At 39.5% G+C, this 21,864-nt stretch carries 23 protein-coding genes and 1 pseudogene; 9 read left to right on the top strand and 15 right to left on the bottom strand.

What is annotated here, in order from left to right; translation table 11 throughout:
* Positions 1-379: 379 nt before the first annotated feature.
* The 4 genes from M3221_RS23535 (at position 380) to M3221_RS23520 (ending at position 3,605) form a co-directional block, all read left to right on the top strand.
* On the top strand, positions 380-1,738 hold the full coding sequence (locus M3221_RS23535) for an RNA-guided endonuclease TnpB family protein (protein ID WP_251274487.1): 1,359 nt from the start codon (positions 380-382) through the stop codon (positions 1,736-1,738).
* A 167-nt stretch (positions 1,739-1,905) separates the two neighbouring features.
* On the top strand, positions 1,906-2,058 hold the full coding sequence (locus M3221_RS23530; RefSeq protein WP_251274485.1) for a hypothetical protein: 153 nt from the start codon (positions 1,906-1,908) through the stop codon (positions 2,056-2,058).
* Between the two features lie 193 nt (positions 2,059-2,251).
* Positions 2,252-2,740, top strand: a complete 489-nt coding sequence (locus M3221_RS23525) for a hypothetical protein (protein WP_251274483.1) — start codon at positions 2,252-2,254, stop codon at positions 2,738-2,740.
* A 256-nt stretch (positions 2,741-2,996) separates the two neighbouring features.
* The gene (locus M3221_RS23520; protein ID WP_251274481.1) at positions 2,997-3,605 is read left to right on the top strand and encodes an RsfA family transcriptional regulator; all 609 of its coding nucleotides are present in this window, start codon (positions 2,997-2,999) and stop codon (positions 3,603-3,605) included.
* A 67-nt stretch (positions 3,606-3,672) separates the two neighbouring features.
* On the opposite strand, the gene xerS is transcribed toward M3221_RS23520, so the two are convergent.
* Positions 3,673-4,785, bottom strand: a complete 1,113-nt coding sequence (xerS, locus tag M3221_RS23515) for a tyrosine recombinase XerS (RefSeq protein WP_251274479.1) — start codon at positions 4,783-4,785, stop codon at positions 3,673-3,675.
* Positions 4,786-5,965: 1,180 nt separating this feature from the next.
* On the opposite strand from xerS, the gene M3221_RS23510 reads away from it, so the two are divergent.
* The gene (locus M3221_RS23510) at positions 5,966-6,250 is read left to right on the top strand and encodes a hypothetical protein (RefSeq protein WP_251274477.1); all 285 of its coding nucleotides are present in this window, start codon (positions 5,966-5,968) and stop codon (positions 6,248-6,250) included.
* A 275-nt stretch (positions 6,251-6,525) separates the two neighbouring features.
* On the opposite strand, the gene M3221_RS23505 is transcribed toward M3221_RS23510, so the two are convergent.
* From M3221_RS23505 to M3221_RS23490, 4 genes are all read right to left on the bottom strand, one after another.
* Positions 6,526-7,476, bottom strand: coding sequence for a ribose-phosphate pyrophosphokinase (locus M3221_RS23505; RefSeq protein ID WP_251274474.1), 951 nt, complete (start codon positions 7,474-7,476; stop codon positions 6,526-6,528).
* Between the two features lie 164 nt (positions 7,477-7,640).
* The gene (locus M3221_RS23500) at positions 7,641-7,850 is read right to left on the bottom strand and encodes an NAD(P)-dependent oxidoreductase (protein WP_251274472.1); all 210 of its coding nucleotides are present in this window, start codon (positions 7,848-7,850) and stop codon (positions 7,641-7,643) included.
* A 66-nt stretch (positions 7,851-7,916) separates the two neighbouring features.
* A complete protein-coding gene (locus M3221_RS23495; protein ID WP_251274470.1) occupies positions 7,917-8,171 on the bottom strand; it encodes a hypothetical protein in 255 nt (84 codons plus the stop codon).
* Between the two features lie 28 nt (positions 8,172-8,199).
* Positions 8,200-9,090 (bottom strand): acyl-ACP desaturase, encoded by an 891-nt coding sequence (locus M3221_RS23490; RefSeq protein WP_251274468.1) that lies wholly within the window; start codon positions 9,088-9,090, stop codon positions 8,200-8,202.
* 477 nt (positions 9,091-9,567) lie between these two features.
* On the opposite strand from M3221_RS23490, the gene M3221_RS23485 reads away from it, so the two are divergent.
* Positions 9,568-10,647, top strand: coding sequence for an RNA-guided endonuclease InsQ/TnpB family protein (locus tag M3221_RS23485; protein ID WP_251274466.1), 1,080 nt, complete (start codon positions 9,568-9,570; stop codon positions 10,645-10,647).
* 197 nt (positions 10,648-10,844) lie between these two features.
* Positions 10,845-11,068, top strand: a pseudogene (locus M3221_RS23480) (IS3 family transposase); the annotation flags it as partial.
* 63 nt (positions 11,069-11,131) lie between these two features.
* On the opposite strand, the gene M3221_RS23475 reads toward M3221_RS23480, so the two are convergent.
* Complete coding sequence (locus M3221_RS23475) at positions 11,132-11,770, bottom strand: S-layer homology domain-containing protein (protein ID WP_251274464.1); 639 nt, start codon at positions 11,768-11,770, stop codon at positions 11,132-11,134.
* Positions 11,771-11,947: 177 nt separating this feature from the next.
* Here M3221_RS23475 and M3221_RS23470 point away from each other — a divergent pair, with 177 nt between their 5' ends.
* A complete protein-coding gene (locus M3221_RS23470) occupies positions 11,948-12,442 on the top strand; it encodes a hypothetical protein (RefSeq protein WP_251274462.1) in 495 nt (164 codons plus the stop codon).
* Between the two features lie 146 nt (positions 12,443-12,588).
* Here M3221_RS23470 and M3221_RS23465 read toward each other — a convergent pair whose 3' ends face one another.
* The 5 genes from M3221_RS23465 to M3221_RS23450 form a co-directional block, all read right to left on the bottom strand.
* On the bottom strand, positions 12,589-12,732 hold the full coding sequence (locus tag M3221_RS23465; protein ID WP_251274458.1) for a hypothetical protein: 144 nt from the start codon (positions 12,730-12,732) through the stop codon (positions 12,589-12,591).
* A 119-nt stretch (positions 12,733-12,851) separates the two neighbouring features.
* Positions 12,852-13,721, bottom strand: a complete 870-nt coding sequence (locus M3221_RS23460) for a hypothetical protein (RefSeq protein WP_251274455.1) — start codon at positions 13,719-13,721, stop codon at positions 12,852-12,854.
* Between the two features lie 711 nt (positions 13,722-14,432).
* Positions 14,433-14,831, bottom strand: coding sequence for a GNAT family N-acetyltransferase (locus M3221_RS23455; RefSeq protein WP_251274453.1), 399 nt, complete (start codon positions 14,829-14,831; stop codon positions 14,433-14,435).
* Positions 14,832-15,197: 366 nt separating this feature from the next.
* Positions 15,198-15,365: a hypothetical protein gene (locus tag M3221_RS27105; protein WP_472843781.1), complete on the bottom strand. Its 168-nt coding sequence runs from the start codon at positions 15,363-15,365 to the stop codon at positions 15,198-15,200.
* 177 nt (positions 15,366-15,542) lie between these two features.
* A complete protein-coding gene (locus tag M3221_RS23450; protein WP_251274451.1) occupies positions 15,543-16,757 on the bottom strand; it encodes a threonine synthase in 1,215 nt (404 codons plus the stop codon).
* Positions 16,758-17,294: 537 nt separating this feature from the next.
* On the opposite strand from M3221_RS23450, the gene M3221_RS23445 reads away from it, so the two are divergent.
* Positions 17,295-17,993, top strand: coding sequence for a hypothetical protein (locus M3221_RS23445; protein ID WP_251274449.1), 699 nt, complete (start codon positions 17,295-17,297; stop codon positions 17,991-17,993).
* A 550-nt stretch (positions 17,994-18,543) separates the two neighbouring features.
* Here the strand turns inward: M3221_RS23445 and M3221_RS23440 are convergent.
* From M3221_RS23440 to M3221_RS23425, 4 genes are all read right to left on the bottom strand, one after another.
* A complete protein-coding gene (locus tag M3221_RS23440) occupies positions 18,544-19,050 on the bottom strand; it encodes a zincin-like metallopeptidase domain-containing protein (RefSeq protein WP_251274447.1) in 507 nt (168 codons plus the stop codon).
* A gap of 134 nt (positions 19,051-19,184) precedes the next feature.
* Positions 19,185-19,721: a Fic family protein gene (locus M3221_RS23435; protein WP_251274445.1), complete on the bottom strand. Its 537-nt coding sequence runs from the start codon at positions 19,719-19,721 to the stop codon at positions 19,185-19,187.
* A 139-nt stretch (positions 19,722-19,860) separates the two neighbouring features.
* Positions 19,861-21,219, bottom strand: coding sequence for an RNA-guided endonuclease TnpB family protein (locus M3221_RS23430; RefSeq protein ID WP_251274442.1), 1,359 nt, complete (start codon positions 21,217-21,219; stop codon positions 19,861-19,863).
* Between the two features lie 158 nt (positions 21,220-21,377).
* Positions 21,378-21,563: a hypothetical protein gene (locus tag M3221_RS23425; protein ID WP_251274441.1), complete on the bottom strand. Its 186-nt coding sequence runs from the start codon at positions 21,561-21,563 to the stop codon at positions 21,378-21,380.
* Positions 21,564-21,864 lie beyond the last annotated feature (301 nt).

The raw sequence follows: 21,864 nt of genomic DNA, 5'->3' as shown, positions 1-21,864 counted from the left end.
GAAGCTACCTTCATATTTAACTTTTATAAGGCTTGGACGATAAAACATAATATATTACAAAAGCCTCTTTCCTATTACTTGGTATAGGAGAGGCTTTTCGGTGTACTATAACTTAATTATAGAAGAAATTTGATAAAAAAATGCTGGTTTTTAGTTGAACAAAAATTAGCGCCGCATTCTCCTTCAAAATCTTCGATTTAGTGGGGGTTAGGCGCTAAGGTCTTTATTCTTCCTGTTCTTTTATCTTTTTTTATTACACTGATTGCTGCTTCTTACTTATCATCACTCATACTGATTCTCTTTTCGTTTTACAATTGATTTCCATTTTGATACGATCAATCTATCATAAGGACTAAAAAATGGAAAGGAGGGTTTGGTGATGAAAGTTGCGAAGTCGCTGCTGCACAAAATTACAAACCAGACCGAAATCTTCAATGATACGCTGGATATTTACAATGAGGCCCTGTCCTTTATCATCCGGGTTATCGACAAAGAGTTTGATAATATCGAAGGCTTAACAACTAAGTCGATTGTACCGGCAGTGGAAAAACTGATTCACGCAACCAAGTCAAACCCTCTTCCGAAATACAAAGAGTTTAACGAGCGTTTTTATAAGTTTCCGTCTTACTTCCGCAGAAGTGCCATTGCCTCTGCTTTTGGCAAGGTAAAGAGCTTCCGCTCTAACTATCAAAATTGGGAAAAAGAGCAGAAGTACGCTCTTTCCGAAGGAAAAATATTTAAGAAACAGCCTCCTCGGCTGCAAATAAAGCATAAAGAGTTCCCTGTTTTTTATCGCGGAAACATGTTCAGCAGAACATCTGATACGACTGCCCAGATCAAGGTATTCCACCAGAATGACTGGGTATGGACAGATATCGAATTTAAAGGGCAGGATCTTTATAAACGCGGTGTTTGGGAATGGAAAGAGAACAACCCGAAACTGATTAAGCGGGGGAAGAAGTTCTTTCTTTCCATCAGCTATGAAAATAAAGTCACTTTAACGAAAACACCTATTCAAGAGCAAAAAGTGTGTGCGGTAGACCTTGGACTGACGAACTCTGCGGTTTGTTCCGTTATCGATGCAACAGGCACTGTCTTAGGCCGAAGATTTATTGACCAGCCTAAAGAAAAAGACCGTCTGCAGACGTTAACGAACAAACTGCGAAAAGCCCAGCGGGCAAGCGGCCGTATTCAGGCGCCGAATTTTTGGCGGCAGATCAATGGGTACCAGCAGCATATTGTCCGCCACACCAGCCATGAAATTGTAAAATTTGCGGCAAAGCATGGCTGTGACGTCATCGTATTCGAATACCTGGGCAGGATGAAAATGCCGAAAGGATTTTATGGAGCCAAAAAACTTCGCTTCAAGCTTCATGGGTGGCGAAAAATAGGCATCCAGAACAAAGTGGAAGAAATGGCGCACTGTCTGGGCATGCGCATTTCCAGGATCAATCCGCGAAACACCAGCGCCCTGGCGTTCGATGGCTCTGGAAAAGTGGAACGGAACCCGAAAAAAGACCTTGCCGTGTTTTCAACCGGTAAAGTCTATCATGCGGATTTATCTGCTTCTTATAATATCGGCGCCCGCTACTTCATTCGGGCTTTTCAAAAATCCACTTCGGAAACGAAATGGTTGTCTCTTCAGGCAAAAGTTCCTGATCTGACAATAAGGACATCCCAGACCTTGTCTTCGTTCATTAGTCTCCATCACGCACTCGGGCTTCCGCAGGAAGCTTAATCCGCTGATGCTGTACTGTATTCAAGATAAGGGATGCTCCATCAAAATCCCTGATTTAGGTGGAGAGGTTCACTGCAGCTTTGCTAAATGCTAAATTGAGACAAATGGTTCTGGATACAGAAACCGCAAAGGTACTTGTTTCAACCTACTTTTAAGAGGGAGCAGCCATGAAAATTAAAACAATAAACAAAAAAAGAATCACGGATCTTGAAAATGAAGTGAAAGACGGCGTGTACGTTGCCCCAGTAAAATCATCGAGAAGCCAGGACTTAATGACAAAAAAGCTAATTGAACATATGAAAAAGGGTAACAATAGATAGCATAGAAAAGAGGAAACAGGACTCGAGAGCGGGTTCTGTTTTTTTGTTTTCAGGTTAACAGACCCTCACTATCCCTGAGTTCCAAGTAACAATTTCTGATGTATTCGTCTGCATTATCTTTGTATACATAAAGTTTCACTTGTCGTCATATGTATATAAAAAGGAGATAAAAAGAAAAAGGAGAGACGATAACATGAGCTACCTGGAACAATTCGCAAGAAACAAAAGAAGAAAAGAGTCCTCAACTGTTCTGACTGCCCGCCTTCCAGACAGCCTATATGGTGACTTTAAAGAGCGTTGCGATGAGTTAGGCCTTTCTATTAGTGAGGCTATTTATCTCCTGGTAGAACGCGAAATAACCGCTGATCAAAAAGGAGCGAAAGAGCCTGCAGCATACATAAGTGAACACATCCAGAATGGCGAAGAAGCGGCTACGAATACAAAACCTGTCATTAAACATACAGTAAAAATGAAGACGAATACAAAGCGATTCACCACCAAACTATGGAAAGTTGATGGGGAGCTGCCGTGTCCGATTTGCAGTTCTTGGTCCAATGCTAAAAGCTTCTCAAGGCACGCAAGAAAGCACAATACCACTACCCAGGCTGTTTTTACAAACGAGGAATACATTAAGAGAGCGAATGAGATGGTCCGTCAAAGAAAAGCAGAACAAAACATGTAGGATGAGGTGATAGAAAAAGCCAGAACGGTCTTAGACTGTTCTGGCTTTCTGTTTTAGGCTTTATACACATATCAGCAGATTTGTATGGTGGCTATCAATATAAAGTAAATCTTAGTTAACTTCTTAACTTTCACAAATATTTTAAAGTTCAACAGAATATATATGGAATACATCATTTTTAAGTATTCTTGTATAAAAGACGGAAGAAGCGGCTATCTTGATGAAAAGGTCATCCAAATAAAAGGGGCGATAACCGATGAAAGTGAGACAAGATGCCTGGTCAGAAGAAAATGATCTGCTGCTTGCTGAGACCGTACTGCGCCATGTAAGAGAGGGAAGTACCCAGCTCAAAGCGTTTGAAGAATTGGGAGACACCTTAAACAGAACAGCCGCGGCATGCGGATTCCGCTGGAATGCTGTGATTAGACAGCAGTACGAAAAAGCATTGGGTCTTGCACGTAAACAAAGAAAACAACATTTTCGTAATCTCGAAAAGAAAGAAAAGTCTTCAGGACTTCATATTGTTTCAGAAAATAACCCTTCAGGTGAAAACACAGTTGGGATTCCAGACTCTCCAGCACTTACAATGAGAGAGATTATTGCTTTTCTGCAAAATATAAATATGTCTGAAGCAGACTACGAAATCCTTCAAAGAGAACTTGAAACGATCAAACGCGAGAAAGCGGCCATAGAAACAAAATACGAAGAGCTTGAAAAAAGAGCAATCACCATGCAGCAAGACTATGAGGATTTAGTAAGGATCATGGACAGGGCCAGAAAGATGTTCGTATTTGGGGATGAAGCGGCTCAAAAGCATGCCTTACAGGCAGAGGACAATAAGGATTTAGAAAAGATAGCAGAGTAAAAAGCACAGCACATTTGTCTGCTGCGCTTTTTACTTTTTAGAACGTTCTTTTTTATGTTGAATCTGCTTATTTGTTTTTTCTTGATTTATCCATTTGCTCTATAATAGAAATACTTTCTTCCTGTTTTAAATTTGTATAAAGAGAAGTCGTTTCAATCGAACTATGCCCCAATTGATCGCGAAGTTTTACAATGTCACCGCCATTACGGAGCCAGCCGCCAGCAAAAGAATGCCGCAATTTATGTGGACTCATGGCTCGTCCAGACGTAAAAGCCTGTGTATATTGGTTAATATTGGTCTCAATAGACCGGATAGAGATTTGCTGCGCTTTTCCCTGATAACGTGTTAAAAAGACAAAGGATTCTTGTTTTTGTGGCTGGTATCTTGCTTCGCGCACATCTAGGTACGCGCGAAGGTCTTCCATTGTAGAAGGGAGGACCAGCACAGTATCTTCCTTTCCGCCTTTCCGCGTTACATCTATGGTATTCTTCTTATGATTAATACTGTTCATCAAAAGCCCTGCCGCTTCACTAACACGGATCCCGCTGCCTAGCATAAGAGAGATAAGGGCAATATCCCGTTCCTTGTTACGCAGGTACATGGCCTGTTTTCTTGGAGTCAGGGTAAGCTCATATTCATTCTTCAGGAAGAACAAAAACTCTTGGATATCATCGTCATTCAAAAGTAAAGTACTGATACGCTGAGAGCGCCGTTTGGCCGTTTCTTTTGCTTTCCCGATTTTAATCTTTGTCATTACATTACGATCAAAGTAGCATTCTCCGTTTTCAAGCTCCGTTTCCTCTGTTAAATAGCGAAACAGAGATTTTAATGACTGAATGATCCGAGTTACACGGGTAGCTGAACGCTTTTTCCAAACATCTTTTTTGGCTTCAAAAGGTTCATCCCGAACATAATCAATAAAAAACTCTACATCCTGCTTTCTAAGCGTAGCCAGTATGGAATAGGGAATCTCAGAGACAGATTGGCTTGAAGGGGCTAAGCCTTCTTTTAAAAGCCATTCAAAAAAGATCCGGAAATCATATAGGTAGTCCAGCTGGGTAGAGGGAGTGTTGCCATATCTGCGTTTATCACGTATATATTCCTGAACATAAAAAGGAAAGGATGGCAGCATAGCTTCAATTCTTTGTTCAGCAATCCTTTCTTCACGCGGTGCCGCCATAAAATCACTCCTGCCTTAAAGGTCAAATTTAGTCAAACTTTGCGCCAAATCCAATTTTGGCGAATATTTGTTTGTATTAATATAGCGAATATTAAAAAGTAGTTAGTTATTATAATGATCGTAATGAGTACTAATGAATAATTGTAGATAATTAGAGAAATCAATTTCAGTTAATTGGTGGGAATGAGACCATTCGTTATATTTGATTCGTTTTAAAAAACTATAGAATCGTTCATCTTTAAGCAAATTCATGATCATATGTATTTGAGCTTTCTTTTTTCATCCTGAATAGAGAGGGTTGGTCACAATTGTTCTAATCATTCTTATGAAGAGGTTAGTTGATTCTAATCCGACTTCTAGCCCTTTAGACGCGTAATAACTCTCAACTACTTTAAATGATTATCCTTTGTAAATTGCCTGCACATTTAGTTGTTTGGGAAGCTGCTCTTTTAAATTTGCATTTTCTTTTGATATCCGGTTGCTTCTTCAATGACAACTCTAGCGTCAATTCTGCTTAATTTGCCGTAATTTCTTAATAAACCATTTAAAATCGTGCATAATTAAGTGTACAATATCATAAGATAACTCGACTCGTTGTGCCTTTGATCAACAACGCGTTATTTTTAAAAGCATCTCGTGGAGCCTTGATTATCTACGCGATGCTTTTTTATTATAATGATAATTTTATCAAACGAATGTTTGTATGTCTATATTAACTGTTCGCAAAATAAGTATTTGGCGCAAAGTTAATATTATTGCAATAAAAAATAACCCATCCTGTGTGTAGAGTTCGCGGCTCTATACTGGGTTATTTTTTGACCTAATTCAATTAGCCGCCGACATTCTGTCATGAGCCGTAAATACGGAGATGTTACCAGCATCCCTGTTTTGTTAGTATAGAGAAAATATTGAGCATTTGCAAAGTGTAGTCTCGTTAATTACAAAAAAGCTTCATTTTTTCCCTTGTGCCTCAATATCATAAGATTACCGTTCATTTTGGGATGAAACATTTTTACTGCCGGCGGTAATATAAATTATGCAAAATAAAAATTAATTTACATTACCCCTTTATGTTTTTCTCTATTATGCTTTGAAAGCTAACGGAGAAATAAATAATATGTATATACATATAAGATTCTGAGTAAACTAATCTTATTTAAAACTTTAGGAGGCTTCTCATATGGAACCTTATAACGAGTTATATAAGATTATTGTACTTGAACATGGACTCGAAGCCGATAAGAAATTTGAATTCGATGGATATTATCTTACGGTAGCGGATTATATTCAAGCTGTTTCAGATCGTGGCGGTCATAAGAAAATACTGGCTATTCTAAAAATGATTGATCACTCAAATATTGAAACTTTTGTCAAAGGCGCTATACGTCGAATCATTCAGGAAACGCTTGTCGGTAACAAAGATTTCGCAAATTATTATAAGCCGATTATTAAAAAAGTAAGTTAAGCGGTCTGTCATTTTAGCACCCGCTTTTTTTATTTTATTTTTTCCTAAAATTGATATTTTACGCAAAGTTCAAATTTATTAATAAAAGTAATTTAGGTTTGTAGCTGACAGCGTGCTTTACACGACTGCAACAGCTAGTGCCATTATTAATAACACCCCTGCCTATGATTGTGACTTTGCCGCGTATAATCTCTGGCACACCTGCAAGCAGAATTTCTTGTGCCCCATTTAGTAATAAAAAGCCAACTAACAGTTATAGTTGGCTCTAATCAAATTTATTCAAATAATGGACTGACTGCTATTTCGTTATGGATTCGGTCAATCGCATTGGCAAGCAATGGTGCAACGGATAGAGATGTAATATTATCAACAAGTTTTTTCTCTGCAAGCTCAATTGTGTTCGTCACCACTAATTCTTTAATTGGTGATGATTCGATTCTGCTGGCAGCAGATCCAGAAAGGATCGCGTGAGTGCAGCAGGCACGTACTGATTTTGCTCCCGCTTCGACTAAAGCGTTGGCAGCTAGAGTCATAGTTGTAGCTGTATCAATTACACCATCAATAATAATGGCATTTCTCCCTTCTACACTGCCTATTACATTGGTAACTTCGTCTTCACCTGGCTGAGGACGGCGTATATCAATTAAGGCAATCGGGGCATTTAATTTGCTCGCCATTTTTCTGGCCCTCGCTACACCGCCATGATTCGGCGTAACAACGACAATATCTTCCAATTCTGTGTTTTGATAATACTCTGAAAGGATAGGAACACCCACTAGCTGGTCAACAGGGATATCAAAAAAGCCTTGAATTTGCGGAGTATGAAGGTCAATTGAGATCACCCTCGTTGCTCCCGCTTTTTCCAAAAGGTTTGCAATCAGTTTTGCTGTGATTGGTTCTCGAGACCGTGCTTTTCTGTCTTGACGTGCAAAGCCGTAGTAAGGTATTACAACGTTAATTTTTTCGGCTGAAGCCCTTTTCAAGGCATCAATCATGATAAGAAGCTCCATAACGTGTTCAGCCCCGGGATATGAAGTGGATTGAACTAAAAACACCTCGCATCCTCGCACACTTTCTTCTATATTAATTTGGATTTCACCATCACTAAATCGGGTTACAGAACTTTTTCCCAACTCGCAGCCCAAAAGCCGAGCGACCTCAGCTGCGAGCTTCTGATTTGAATTTAATGCAAACATTTTGAAGCAGTCTCTTAATTGATAAGTCATCTTAAATTATAGCCTCCACCATGTGTTTTTCGATTGATTTTAACCATTACTTGAAACCTTATTTATCAGAATTGGTGTAATTGGTTCTGCACTTTTTAATACACTCACTAGATTATTCATAGCTAAATGAGCCACCTGCATTCTCGTTTTCACACTAGCACTCCCTATAAGGGTAAAGTGACAACGTTGGGCAAAGAAAATATAGAGTGATCTAATCGTACAGGCTCTTGCTCAAAAACATCGAGTCCAGTTCCCCAAATCCTTCTATCCTTCAACGCATGATATAATGCATCCTCATCTATAATTCCGCCTCTGGCGGTATTTACGAGTCTAGCAGCGCTTTTCATGAGGGATAACTCATCTTGGCCAATCATATGATGTACATCGGGACTATACGGGAGAAGGAGGCAAACATAATCAGATTGCATTTGCAGCTAAAATTAATTTTCGATTTCAAGAATAGCCTCAATTTCTTCTTGGATCTCCTTATTCACCGAAAGAGAACGTTTTTTTCTTAATTCAAGATTCATTTCTTTGTCAATAAAATGATTGGTATGTTTGTCAAAACAATCGAAACAGATAGGGTAAAAATCTTTTTTCTCTTTATTTAAAAAATCAAATTCCCATGTTTCAAGCTCTAAATAACTTACTTTATCGTTTGTTTCTTTTTCACATAATTCGCAAGTTGTTTTCATTTTAAAAACCCTTTCACGCATCTTTCTTTTATTTTTTTTCTAGATGGCGATCTCTAACTCTTTTTAAACGACCATGATATTTCAAGATATTCGCCTGTGATTGTTTGGCGTCTTCGCTAGTAGGCTGTAAGTTAGCAATATCCCAATACGTCACAATCACATCTAATACTTGGTCAAAATATTGTAGAGGACCATAATTCGAATCTATTGCTATGGTCTTCATTCTTTCATTAAAGTCTGGCATAACGGCGCCTGGCATAGAGAAATTGATAATTACATTTTCAAAATAAACAATGAAATTCGGATCAAGTTCTAGATGTGCTTTCACTGTATCGCGATAGAATGCATAATGGAGTGCTTCATCTTTCGCTAAACGTCTAAGTAATGTTGATAAATCTTTATCGTATGGACTCGCTATTTTAGCTACATTATTGTAAAAAACTAGTGTGGCTAACTCCTGCAATGAAGTATAGGCCATTGTTGCGAGAGGATTAGTGAAGTCTGGAAACCAGCCATTTTCAACTACCCTTTTTCTTAATTGATGCAATCTTGTAGGATTTACGTTTCGTGTCACCAATAAATACGTTTCAAGTAAATTAGAGTGCTGGTCTTCTTCAGCCGTCCAAGTGCGTACGAAATCATTTATTACTTCCATTGAGTTTTTAAATGTATAATCTAAATGCGAAGTATACCAAGGTAAATTTACTTCTGTAAGTAATGCTGTTTCTATAGCCACAATTACACCTTCTGGAAGAGTTACTTGACTCTCATCCCAAGGAACTCGTTTAAAGGACATGGCCTTGTCCCAGGGGATAAATTCATGATAGCTCCAGTCAATATTAGCAGAACGTTCCTTATGTAATTGGTATAATTCTTTAATGCGCGGTTCTAAGCGTATATCCAAATCAGAATTTAACATTTTCTTTTCTCCTTAAGGTTCTTTCTTTTATGGCTATTTTAATAGTTGCCCTAATTATATACAATACTACTCGTTACTTAAATATGAAAAGGTCCTCTATGCAAAAACACTGGTGTAATCTTAACTATCTATCATTGTTCACGAAATCAACATGGGTTCAACAAACCCGTATATCTTTTTGTCGATCATCTTTACTTTCCTTACAGGAAGGTGACTCGCCAATTCTTCATTCGGACCAAGGCTGGCACTATCAAATGAGCAAATACCAGCACCTGCTTCAGGAACGTCAGATTACAGACTTTCCAAGCGGGAAAGCCCACTTCTTCAGAGGTGGGATGAGAGCGAGGTCGAACCGGGCATGTCTTTTGACATGTCAAAGGTTCGAATTTTTTTGTTTTTTTCAATTTTAGTATTTGTGTATAGAACACACATTTGGTATCCTTGTTCTATAAAATAAATTGGAAAGGAGGATCAAAAGTGGAAACTATTTCATTGAGGCTAGAGCTGATGAAACCAACGGAAACAAAGAAACAGATGTATCAAAAAATGACCGAATTAAACACTTCTTTTTCAAACTGGCTGCTAAGTTATGAAGAACTATCTAAAGCAACGTCTAAGGTCTACAAGCTTTTTTCTCAAGAAAAACTACCTTCGGCAGTGGTGAATCAGACCATCCGTGAAGTGAAATCGAAGAAAAAGAATCAAAAAGCAAAAACGTTTCGCCGTTTCTGGTGTGGTTTTAACAATCAAAACCTCGCTATCGAAAAGGAAAACGGTTTATATAAGCTGTCTTTCCCTACGTTAGAAAAGAGAATTGGTGTGCCGGTTATCGCAGAAGCGTATCAGCAGCACTGGCTGGATAAAATTCTTTCCGGGCAGGCAAAACAAGGAGCCGCTGAGCTGTATGAGAAAAAAGGCAAATGGTATATCTCGCTTTCTGTTTCATTTGAGCCAAAACGAGCTGCTTCTTCATCAAAAGTGATGGGCATCGATGTAGGGCTGAACTATTTAGCTGCTGCCTCGGTCGGTACGAAAACGCTCTTCTTTCGCGGAAACGAGGCTGCTTTCATTCGAAGAACATTTTCTTCAAGAAGAAAAAAGTTAGGAAAGCTAAAGCTTATCTCCGTTATTAAAAAATCCAAAAACAAAGAGTCACAGTGGATGAAAAATCTGAACCATACAATAAGCCGGCAAATCGTGAGTTTTGCTGCAGAGAACGGTGTTCGCTGCATTCGAATGGAAGATTTGACAGGCATTCGGCATAAAGCCAAATCAAAAAAAGACGCAGGCAGGAATCTACACTCCTGGGCACATTATCAGCTTCAGCAGTTTATTGAATACAAAGCCAAAATGGCGGGGATTGAAGTTGAATATGTGAATCCACATCATACCTCTCAAACATGTAAATGTGGCTATGTAGACAAAAAGAATCGAAAAAGACACACGTTTGCCTGTATCAAGTGTCAGTATAAACTTCATGCCGATGTGAATGCGGCCATTAATATTTCGAAAGCCATCAGCGGACTTTCAAAAAAGAAAAACAAGCAAGCAGCTTAACCTAGTCCTGTGGTAACAGCAGGACCGCCTGTAAGGTACATGTATGCCGAAGGCATACAAAACGAAGCAGGACGGGCTGATGACACCGCCCCTAACTGAAGGCGATTTCTAAACAGAAATGGACTGGGAACGCGTTCGCACTTCAGAATCCCACCCGTCTCACCGCAAGGTGAAGGGCTTGCGGCTTTAGCCGTGGGAGTGTCAAACCAAGCATGTCCCGTAAGGGAAACTGTCTGGACAATGCCATTATGGAGAACTTTTTTGACCTGTTGAAATCAGAGCTGCTTTATCTTCAAAAATGCCAGAACATGGATCATTTCATTGAGGAATTAGAAAGCTACATGACGTATTATAATCAGAAACGAATCCAGAGGGCATGAGCCCGGTTCAATACCGGATTCATGCCCAGGAAGCTGCTTAATATTTGTGTCTAGCTTTTTGGGTTCAGATCAAACAAGGCCGCTCTCTTCTCTTATTAATATGTTTAGGAATTTGCGAATACCATCGTCGTTTTTTTATTGTACAGGTGCATTCTATAAACCATCAAAGCAAACTGACCTCTTGTTAAAGGCTCAGTTGTACCAAACCGGTTATTCGCTTTTCCTTGAATAACACCACGCTCTACAAGGAAGTTTACAGGCTGTACATAGCGGCCTGTTACATCTGTGAACTTAGTCGATATATCAGCTGGCCGGAATTCTCCATCAAGCTCCATTCCAAATGCGTTCATAAAGATAATAGCTGCTTCGCCTCGCGTAATGTTGTCCGCAGCACCAAAGTAAGTATCCGATTTACCATTTACAATTCCAGCATATTTAAGAGCAGCCACGTATTGAACTGCACGAGCCGGCACGTCTTTAAAATTCGTTTTAGGGGCGCGCTGGACATCAAGATTCAAGTATTTGGCGATCATCACAGCAGCATCCACTCGTTTGATTGGCATTTCTACTCCGAATTCCTCGAAATAACCCGTAGAGATCTGAGTATCCATAAGGAAATCTACAGCCTCTTCGTAAATTGTCCCCTTAGTATCAATGAAAGACGCGGAAACTGATGAAACGGACGACGTAAAAATTGTTCCTGCTACTAGTGATGCAGCTAAAACATTTAATGGCTTTATCATTATGCCTCTCTCCTTATATCAGCTTTGATTCTACAATCTAGTATAATAAAACAATAAATGGATGAACATACAAAAAAAGTATTACTTCCTGTTTTGCCCTTAGGCTCAATATTCTCACTTTTTCCTTTGTTGTTTTTCAATTGATATAATAAAAGCAAAAACTAAGGAGTTTTATGAGTGAATCATTCAGCTTTATACCTGGTAACGGATCCAGCCGTTAAACAAACGAATCCGGACCACAATGTGTTCATGGAATTTGAGCGCCTTTATTACGTAACGAATCCTATTAATCGCCATGTAAACTTAATTGGAGAAAAAGCCCTTAGAGAACCATCTGATGAGCTGAATTTCATTTTCGGTGTTCCAACTATGAAAGACGTTGTGAAATTGGTAAAGCATGATCGTGCGTTTCGTCAGGCTGTAATTGAAGTGTATGATGAAATAGACAGCGAAGATGGGATAAGAATGGATATGATTGTTCGCTTGGTTAGTCTTGACGAGCTGCTAGGATTCTTGGATGGTGCTTCTAAATTGTTTTCCTATATCGGTGATGTATCCGAGCGGTTCATAACCCCCTACCCTAAGCAGATTCTAATACAAGAAGGCCCTTATAAATGGGATGATGAGGGCTGCTGTTATAAAGAAGTCTTGCCCAGTACACCAATAGACTGAGTTCCTCTGCTTGGTTTTACAACGACAATAAAAAAGAGTGGCCTCCACCAAGCCAGTTCCACAGAGGTTTTTTATTAAAAAAAGCCCCATGTGTCAAAGGATTCTTTTACACATGGGGCTTAACTTTATTATTTACCTTTTTATCTTTATCTGTCCATTTCATCAATCGCCTCAACTAAAGAAAGAATATCATCATGTATCATTTGCTTAATTTTTTTATCCTCACACTTGAGATACTCATCATACAGAAGACGAATTTCATTTATATAGATAAGAACCTCTTCTTCCATAGGCGCTATCTCCCTTGTTGTTATGCACTTATCCATTTACAAACTATTCATTTATATCCGTAGCAAAAAGGCACTGCAATGGTATTGCAGTGTCTTTTATATTTTTTATAAGAAGATGCTTATTCTGCTTCAGTTGCCTTGTTGAATCCATGCAGAGGAAGGTGATCAATGCCGTACTCTGCCAGCTGCTCTTCTGCCTGGTCAATCAGCTTTTGTGCTTTCGTTTTTGTATCAGCATCCAGCCCCGCTAATAGGTCTGCTACTTTATCCTGGTCTTTGTCTGCTTTGTCTGGAAGCGTCACACCAAGTTCTTTCAGCTGAGTTTGTGCTTCTTCAAAGGTGATCGTGCCTGCTCTTTCTTTATCCATGATAGCTTCCGCTTCCGCTTTCGCCTTCGTGTCGGCATCTAGGTCTGCAAATAGATCACCTTTACCGCCTCTTTCCGCTTTATCTGGAAGCGTTACGCCAAGCTCTTTCAACTGAGTCTGTGCTTCTTCCAATGTAATCGTGCCTGCTTTTTCTTTATCCATGATGGCTTCTACTTTCGCCTTTGTATCCATATCTAGATCCGCAAACAGGTTGCCCCTATCGCCTCTTTCCGCTTTATCCGGAAGCGTTACGCCAAGCTCTTTTAACTGAGTCTGTGCTTCCTCAAATGTAATGGTATCGGCCTTCATTTTATCCATGATCGCTTCGGTCTTTGCTTTTGTGTCCGCATCTAGATCCGTAAACAAGTCTGCTTTATCCCCTTTTTCAGGCAATGTAACACCAAGATCCTGTAACCCTGTTGTTAATTTATCCATGATCGCCTGTACTTTTTCTTGAGAGGCTGCATCTAATGTTGCTTTTACATTTTTCGCTGTTTCTTCCTGAACGGCTGTTGTGCTTGTCGTTGTATCTGTGGCCGCATAAGCGGAAACGGTACCTAAAGAGCTAAGTCCAATCATGCCTGCCATTGCTAATCCAAATAATTTATTTTTAATTTTCATATGTAAATTCCTCCCAAAAAGTTTCATTTCGCTTTGTATGTACCTCCCTAGTACAAATGCTACTTTACTCTTCAAGAGTAAAAGTTTGGTGAAAGATAAAATGATTTTTGAAAACACTAAATACTTTTTTTGGGAGGTAAATTAAAAAGGTATTTAGCAACCTTTTTGCATGGTTCTATTCATTGTTTTAATGACAGTTATTTTAATATTTAGTTTGAATTTTTCACATAGTGTACTGTGTTTAATAACGGGATAACCATGAGTCTTTTGTGACCATGTTTTAGATTGAATCACTTTGTATTCATCTTGCTTTTAGCTGTCTGTTTGATGACAGGTTTTGTATTCAAAGTACCTGCATCTTCATCCTTAGTGTATTCCCTCACGTAGGCTGAAGAAGTTTCTGCCGCTTTTTTGTTAAGGTGGTTTCACGTTCTATCAGGAGATACCCATCTTCTCTCATAGACAGGTCCAAGTCATCATAATACTCTTTAAAGTTATCGTATAGACTTGTCTGGAATCCTGGCAGCAAGAACAGTTAAAAGCTCTTTTCTCTTTTGTTTCTTGCGAATTTTTTTGGGTAACCCATGTTATTTTCGCTTTTCTTCTTTCTGTGCCGATACATACAGACGACGACACTTGAATACAAAAAAAGCAGCCCATTGTGCGGGCTACTTTTTTGCAGTCATTCAATCATTCACTTTGCATGCTTTCTTATACTCTTGTCATACATTGATTTTCTTTAAAGTTAAATTTTTTATAAAAACCGTGAGCGTCTGAAGTTGCAAGTGCAAACTTGGTATTTTTAATTTCTGGATGTTCTAATATACATTCCATCAGCCATTGGCCTAACCCATTCTTTCTGTACCGTTCATCAATGACTACATCCAGCACCCAGGAGAACACTGCTTTATCTGTTACCACCCTGGCAAAACCGATTTGTTTGTTATTATGATACACACCAAAAGAAATCGAATTATGGATGCTTGTTTCAATGGTTTCTTTAGTTCTTTTCGCAGCCCAATATGTTGATGAAAGCAAATATGAAACAGTATCTAAATTCATTAATGAAATCTCATCACTTACCATAAACTCCCCTTTTGACCATTCCATATGTTTCCCCTCCAAATACAAACCAGTATGCTAACAAACACTATACTATCTGAACCTCTCCACCTAAATCAAAGATCTTGATGGAGAAGTTCACCTACCGGTTACTTAGCGGGTTAAAGAAGAGGGTAGCCTCGCTAGGAGTGATAAAAATCTTATTTTATTAAGGTTTTATTATTGGGGGTATTTTCTATTCACACAAGTACACCTATACAAAAGTATCCTTTTGTATAGGTGTACTTGTATTTAGGTATACTTGTGTGTAGGTATACTTGTGCTTACCAACTTTTTGATCGCATTACAGGCCAGAAAACCCTTCAAATTGCTTCGCAATGAGCGGGAGATGAGTGGCCGCTTTTTTTTCGTTTGTTACTTAGCAAGTAAAACATACATTCTTTTTAGATCAACCTCTTGTGCACATTCACGGCAGCAAGTATCATTGAACTCTTTCACGCAAGCTTCGCAAATGACGGCGTAAAACTTGCAGTTTTGTTGAACGAACTGGCTGCTGCGGGCCAAAAATGAGGCGGCCTGCAGGCAAGTCGTTATATACTCTTTGTATACTTAGACACATTTTAAACACTCCTCTATCACTGTGTTTTCATTTGAAGTTGATGAATACTATAAAGAACAGGATTCATGTAATTAGGCATGATCCCCCTTGCATCTCGTGATGACAAGGTAAATTCTTTTCTCATAATCATCTTTCAGGGGTTATATTTCCTGTCCCGGCTGAAGTGTTTCTACACCTTCGATTTTAACTGTTTCCGGATATTTGAGCCCTGAACCCGTGTTAAGGCATACAACATGCTCGTCTGCCTGGATCCAACCTTGTTCACGCAGGATTCTAGCTGCCGCAAAAGTTGCTGCTCCTTCTGGGCAGACAAAGTTTCCTTCTAACGAAGCTACTTGTTTTTGCGCCTTCAATAATTCCTCATCTGAAATGGCAATCGCACAGCCTTCTGTTCCATAAAGCCCTTCAAGAACTAAGAAATCCCCCAATGCTTTAGGAACATTAATGCCAAATGCACATGTCGCTGAATCTTCAAAGAATTTGGATTCTTTTTCGCCTTTTTTCCAGGCTTCTACAATTGGCGCACAGCCTTCTGCTTGAACAGCTACTAAACGTGGAAGTTTCCCCTCTTCGATCCAGCCCAATTGCTGCAGTTCAAGAATGGCTTTATAAATTCCAATGATGCCTACTCCCCCGCCTGTTGGGTACAAAATAACATCAGGCACTTTCCATCCAAATTGTTCGACAATCTCATAGCCCATTGTCTTTTTACCTTCAATACGATAGGGCTCTTTAAGTGTAGAAGCATCGTATACTCCTTGGTTTTGAACTAAGTGGCCCACAACTTTTCCTGCATCACTGATCAAACCGTTGATAAGATGCAAGTCTCCACCGGCAATATAAACTTCTTTACGTGTAATTTGCGGCGCATCTAAAGGCATGACAATTGTAGCTTTGATATTTGCTTTTGCTGCATACAGCGCCCAAGCCGCGCCTGCATTACCGTTTGTTGGCATGGCTAAGTGTTTTACACCCAGTTCTTTTGCTTTTGAAATACCAACACTCGCACCCCGTGTTTTAAAAGAACCCATTGGAATCACGCCTTCATCTTTTATGTATAAATGATTTAATCCATATTCTGCACCTAATGATGGGAGTCTTTCAAACGGCGTCATTCCTTCACGGAGTGTTACAACATTCTCCTTTTCATGAACAGGCAGTAACTCATGATATCTCCATAAGCTATTTGGACGATTTGCAATCTCTTCACGTGACACGTTTGCTTTCACTTTCTCTAAATCATAGCGCACCAATAATGGTGAACCACACTTACATAATTGTTGTACCTTTTTTTCCTCATGTACTTCACCGCATTTTGGGCACTCTAAATGTGAGATATAGCTATAGTTTTTCATTTTTCTCCTCCTAAACAATAAATGACTACAATTTGTTTCTTCTTCAGGTCTCCCTGCAGCTGTGGAAGCAATTTTTTCACATTTCCCAGTACATTTTTTACTATATGTCTCTGCTTAACTACGTAGAAGCAGTGTATGGATGATTAGCGCTGCTTTGTGAGCCGGCATATAACAAAAGCGGTCTTTCTCCCTGAGAAAAGACCGCTTAATGTGTCAGCCGGAGTAATAATGTGATTCGATACGGATGAACTGTTAGCAACAGGCTGTTTCCTGCCTTTTAAATCTCTATTAGCTAAAAGCATAAACGGTACTTCTTATTCCTGCAGCTAAATAATTTGCTGCTCCAAAGACCGTATATTTTGGGCTATTTGGACAGCTATTTTCTCTGGCGTTAAACCCTTAGCCATTACCCTCTATATTAAAGAAATGTTAAGAGTTCAGAAAAATATGGAAACCAAGAAGTATGAATGGTACGATGCGGATGTTGGTACGCATTGGAAAAGCCTGTTTCTTTAAAAAGAGCAAGGGAGGGTTTTCATGTTTGATAAACATTCAGATTGGAATTCTGGCAGTATACAGAAGAAGTACCTGGATGAAGAATATTTTGATCATGGATACAGACAATCTGTAGCTGTATTTGTGTCTGAATACCAACAGCATAACCTATCTAAAAATACAGCAGGTGCGATTGAGGAATTTTTAAAAGAAATGGCAAAAACGCATGAAGTGTCCGAATACTTTCGGAAGCGGTTTTTCAATGATGCTTTAAGAGAATTCCACCCTGTCACATGGAAAAGGAAATTTGTTCAGGAAATGTTTATGCTGCAATTCACTGGAAAACCTCAAGACTTTAAGAGCAGACTGGATGTTTTGTACAAGCCCTTTACCAAATATATAGCAGAAGCAGCCGCTCAGCTTAGCGATTATGAACCAGTTATGGAGTGTGTTTCAGCAGTATTTGATGAGGCTAAGGAAAGTGCAGTTATAAAGACCATACACAAAGCATTAATGGCTACTGATAAAAATGATGATTTGGATAAAAATTTTGAGCAGGCGGCAGAAGAATATAAGTTTAATGAACCAGATATTATTGCGGTTGAGCTCTCCTATTATATTGAGTTATTAGATACGACAGCAGCAAATAAGATGAGCAAACAAAAGCGGCGAAAATTCTTAAATAAGTTTGCCGATCATTTATACGAAGCCCGTCCTTTATTAGAAATCTTAGAGGGCTGATCCCTTTTTGGTCTAACACAATGTTATACGGAATCATAAAAAGCACTGTTTTAAAAATAAGCAGCGCTTTTTTCTTGTCGTTACACAGTCGAATTTCATTCATTATAAACACTAGTGTACGTAATCATATGTATACTTGTGTTTAGGTACACTTTTGATTAGGTATACTTTTGACCGCTAACTTTTTAATTATCTTCGTAAACGAACCCGCTTATAAAGCCATACAAAAGAGGAAGCTTGATAATTCCTTTTTGTATGACTTTATGGTTTTGAATACCTGTTGTGTACGAATATCTCCATTACAAAAGTATACCTAATCACATGTATACTTTTTATTAGGTATACTTATGCTCACTAACTGATTGTTTGTTTTCCTCAATAGGTTAGCTAAAAGGCAACGATATAACGCTAATAACAAGAATCATCATCCTAATCAGGGATATCATAACACCCGGCCTTCTAATTGCAGATATAGATAATCGAGGGTAAAGAGTCCTCTTATTATAAGGTACTTAAATAAGAAGGCTCTTTTGTCAAACACAGCTATTAATTAAGAAGCTACTATTGTTTTATAGTCAGCTGCTTTTTGAGCCTGCGCTGCCGCATAGACAATCAATTTGGAATCTTCTTTTAGTACACGTAGCCAGGACTCGATATAACTGGCACTATTTTCGATTGTCGTATTTTCAATACCTGCTACTCCGCACAGCATCGCCGCGCCAATTTCTGCAACCAGCTCTTCTTTTGAATAGGTCTCGTCTCCAAATGACACGCCGCTTTGTGTAATCCCTTTGCGGGCAAGCCGTCTTTGATGGCCTGTACTGTGAATCATCTCATGAAACAGGACCGAATAATACTTTTCCGCTTTTCGGTAATCCTTTATCGGCGGGACACTGACACGATCCAATTTTGGAAAGTAAACCGCACGCCCGGAATGATGGCGGATAACAGGGGAATCTGTATATCCATCGACGATCTGCTGAGCGGACTCAATTGGATCGTGTTCAAATGTTTCCGTCTCCCGCTTGCTTTGGAGACCCTCTGCCTGTTTGATCACATTAAACACTTCGTAGTAGCAAAGACAGGGAAGACCATAAGAAAAAACACCGCTTTAAAAACAGAACGGTGCTTTTTTCTTATCGTTCAACGTTTAACCTTCTATTTGGCCACCTGGATTATCATTGTCCTCACTTATTTCACCGCAGACAAATACAAATCCAGCGTGTGATTCACTTCTTGCTCTACTAATTCGACAAAGTCCTGAAAATCATCTGTTATGTGCGCCTTGTCTAATGCACCATAGTAAGCCAGACGATTTTCTGCTTTAATAACGATTGGCGGAAACCCTGACTTCATTAAATCCAAATTTAACAGCAGCCTTGACGTGCGGCCATTTCCGTCAATGAATGGATGGATGCCGACAAAGATGGCATGCAACTTGGCAGCCCGTTCAACCGGATGAAGCTGCTGTGCCTCTCCTTCATGCCATTTAACAAGCTCTTCCATCTTTTCTTTTAAAAGAAATGGTTCAGGCGGAATATGCTCTGCTCCGGAAATAGATACTTGCTGATCAAGGTACACACCAGCATGCTTATCATCAATTCCTTTTAAGACAAGCCGGTGAATACTTTTGATTTGTGATTGGGATAGAGGCTCCTTCGTTATTACGATTTCCTGAATATACCTGACGGCTTCTTGATGATTAATTACTTCTAAATGTTCCCGCATGGTTTTGCCGCCTACAGTAATGCCTTCAAGAACGACCTTTGTTTCTTTTAAGGTTAGTGAGTTTCCGTGAACCTCTCCACCTAAATCAAAGATTTTGATGGAGCATCCCTTATCTTGAATACAGTACAACATCAGCTGGTTAAGCTTCCTGCGGAAGCCCGAGTGCATGATGGAGACTAATGAACGAAGACAAGGTCTGAGATGTCCTTATTGCCAGCTCAGGAACTTTTGCCTGAAGAGACAACCATTTCGTTTCCGAAATGGATTTTTTAAAAGCCCGAATGAAATAACGGGCGCCGATATTATACGAAGCAGATAAATCCGCATGATAGACTTTGCCTGTTGAAAATGTGGCAAGGTCTTTTTTCTGATTTCGTTCTACTTTTCCAGAACCATCGAACGCGAGGGCGCTGGTATTTCGCGGATTGATCCGATAAATGCGCATGCCTAGGTAGTGCGCCATTTCTTCCACTTTGTTCTGGATGCCAATTTTTCGCCACCCATGAAGCTTGAAGCGAAGTTTCCTGGCTCCATAGAACCCCTTCGGGCTGTTCATTCTGCCCAGGTATTCGAATACGATAACGTCACAGTCATGCTTTGATGCGAATTTTACAATTTCATGGCTGGTGTGGCGGACAATATGCTGCTGGTACCCATTGATCTGCCGCCAAAAATTCGGCGCATGAATGCGGCCACTTGCCCGCTGGGCTTTCCGCAGTTTGTTCGTTAACGTATGCAGCCGGTCTTTTTCTTTAGGCTGGTCAATAAACGTCCGTCCTAAGACAGTGCCTGTTGCATCGATAACCGAACAAACCGCAGAATTTGTCAATCCGAGGTCTACCGCACACACTTTTTGCTCTTGAATAGGTGTTTTTGTTAAAGTAACTTTATTTTCATAACTGATGGAAAGGAAGAATTTCTTTCCCCGCTTAATCAGCTTAGGGTTGTTTTCTTTCCATTCCCAGACACCACGTTTGTAGTGGTCTTGTCCTTTGAATTCGATATCCATCCATACCCAGTCATTCTGATAGAACACCTTAATTTGTGCAGATGTATCGGATGTTTTATTAAACATGTTCCCTCGATAAAAAACAGGGAATTCTTTATGTTCCACCTGCAGCCGTGGAGGATGTTTCTTAAATCTTTTTCCTTCGGAAAGAGCGTGTTTCTGCTCTTTTTCCCAATTTTGATAGTTAGAGCGGAAGCTCTTTACCTTGCCAAAAGCAGAAGCAATGGCACTTCTACGGAAGTAGGATGGAAACTTGTAAAAACGCTCATTAAACTCTTTGTACTTCGGAAGAGGGTTTGATTTGGTTGCGTGAATCAGTTTTTCCACTGCCGGCACAATCGACTTTGTTGTCAGGCATTCGGTATCATCAAATTCTTTGTCAATGACCTCAATCACATAAGCCAAAGCGTCATTGTAAATATCCAGCGTAGCATGGAAGATTTCTGTCTGGTTTGTAATTTTGTGCAGCAGCGACTTCGCAACTTTCATGACCAAACCCTCCTTTCCATTTTGTAGTCCTTATGATAGGTTGATCGTATCAAAATGGAAATCAATTGTAAAACAAAAGAGAATCAGTATGAATGATGATAGGTAAGAAGTGGCAATTGGCATAATAAAAAGATAGAAGAACGAGAAGAATAAAGACCTTAGCGCCTAACCCCCACTAAATCGGAGATTTTGAAGGGGAATGCGGCGCTAATTTTTTGTTCAATCGCATTGGAATGATACGTCCACTCGAGAAGTAATTTTTCCTTTAAGCTCCTTAATGTATAAGCAGGCAGAGGACATTTTGCATTCAGCTGCTTCTTTTTTTCGTCAATTACTTGAAACACCCTGGCCGCCTCCTTTCTTATTTAATTAATTTCTTTTTATCTCACTGTATGAAACAGGTGTTCACTAATCAATATACAGGGAATTTAGAGGGTACACCGTTGTCTTTTGGCTGCAGATACCTCTTTAACAACAAAAGTGTACATAAGCGTAAATATACTTTTACCTATGTACACTGGAGCGTCTACACTTATCTGGACAGAAAAATTAAGGTCACGTACACTTGACCTAAAACAGATGAGGAGCTCCAACTATGACAAAGCGAGAACGCCGCACATTCACGCCTGAGTTTAAAAAGCAAAT

This window comes from Domibacillus indicus, from assembly GCF_023715895.1.
Taxonomy (GTDB): domain Bacteria; phylum Bacillota; class Bacilli; order Bacillales; family Domibacillaceae; genus Domibacillus; species Domibacillus indicus_A.
Note: the sequence above shows the minus strand (reverse complement) of the source record. Positions and strands in the feature narration are given on the sequence as shown.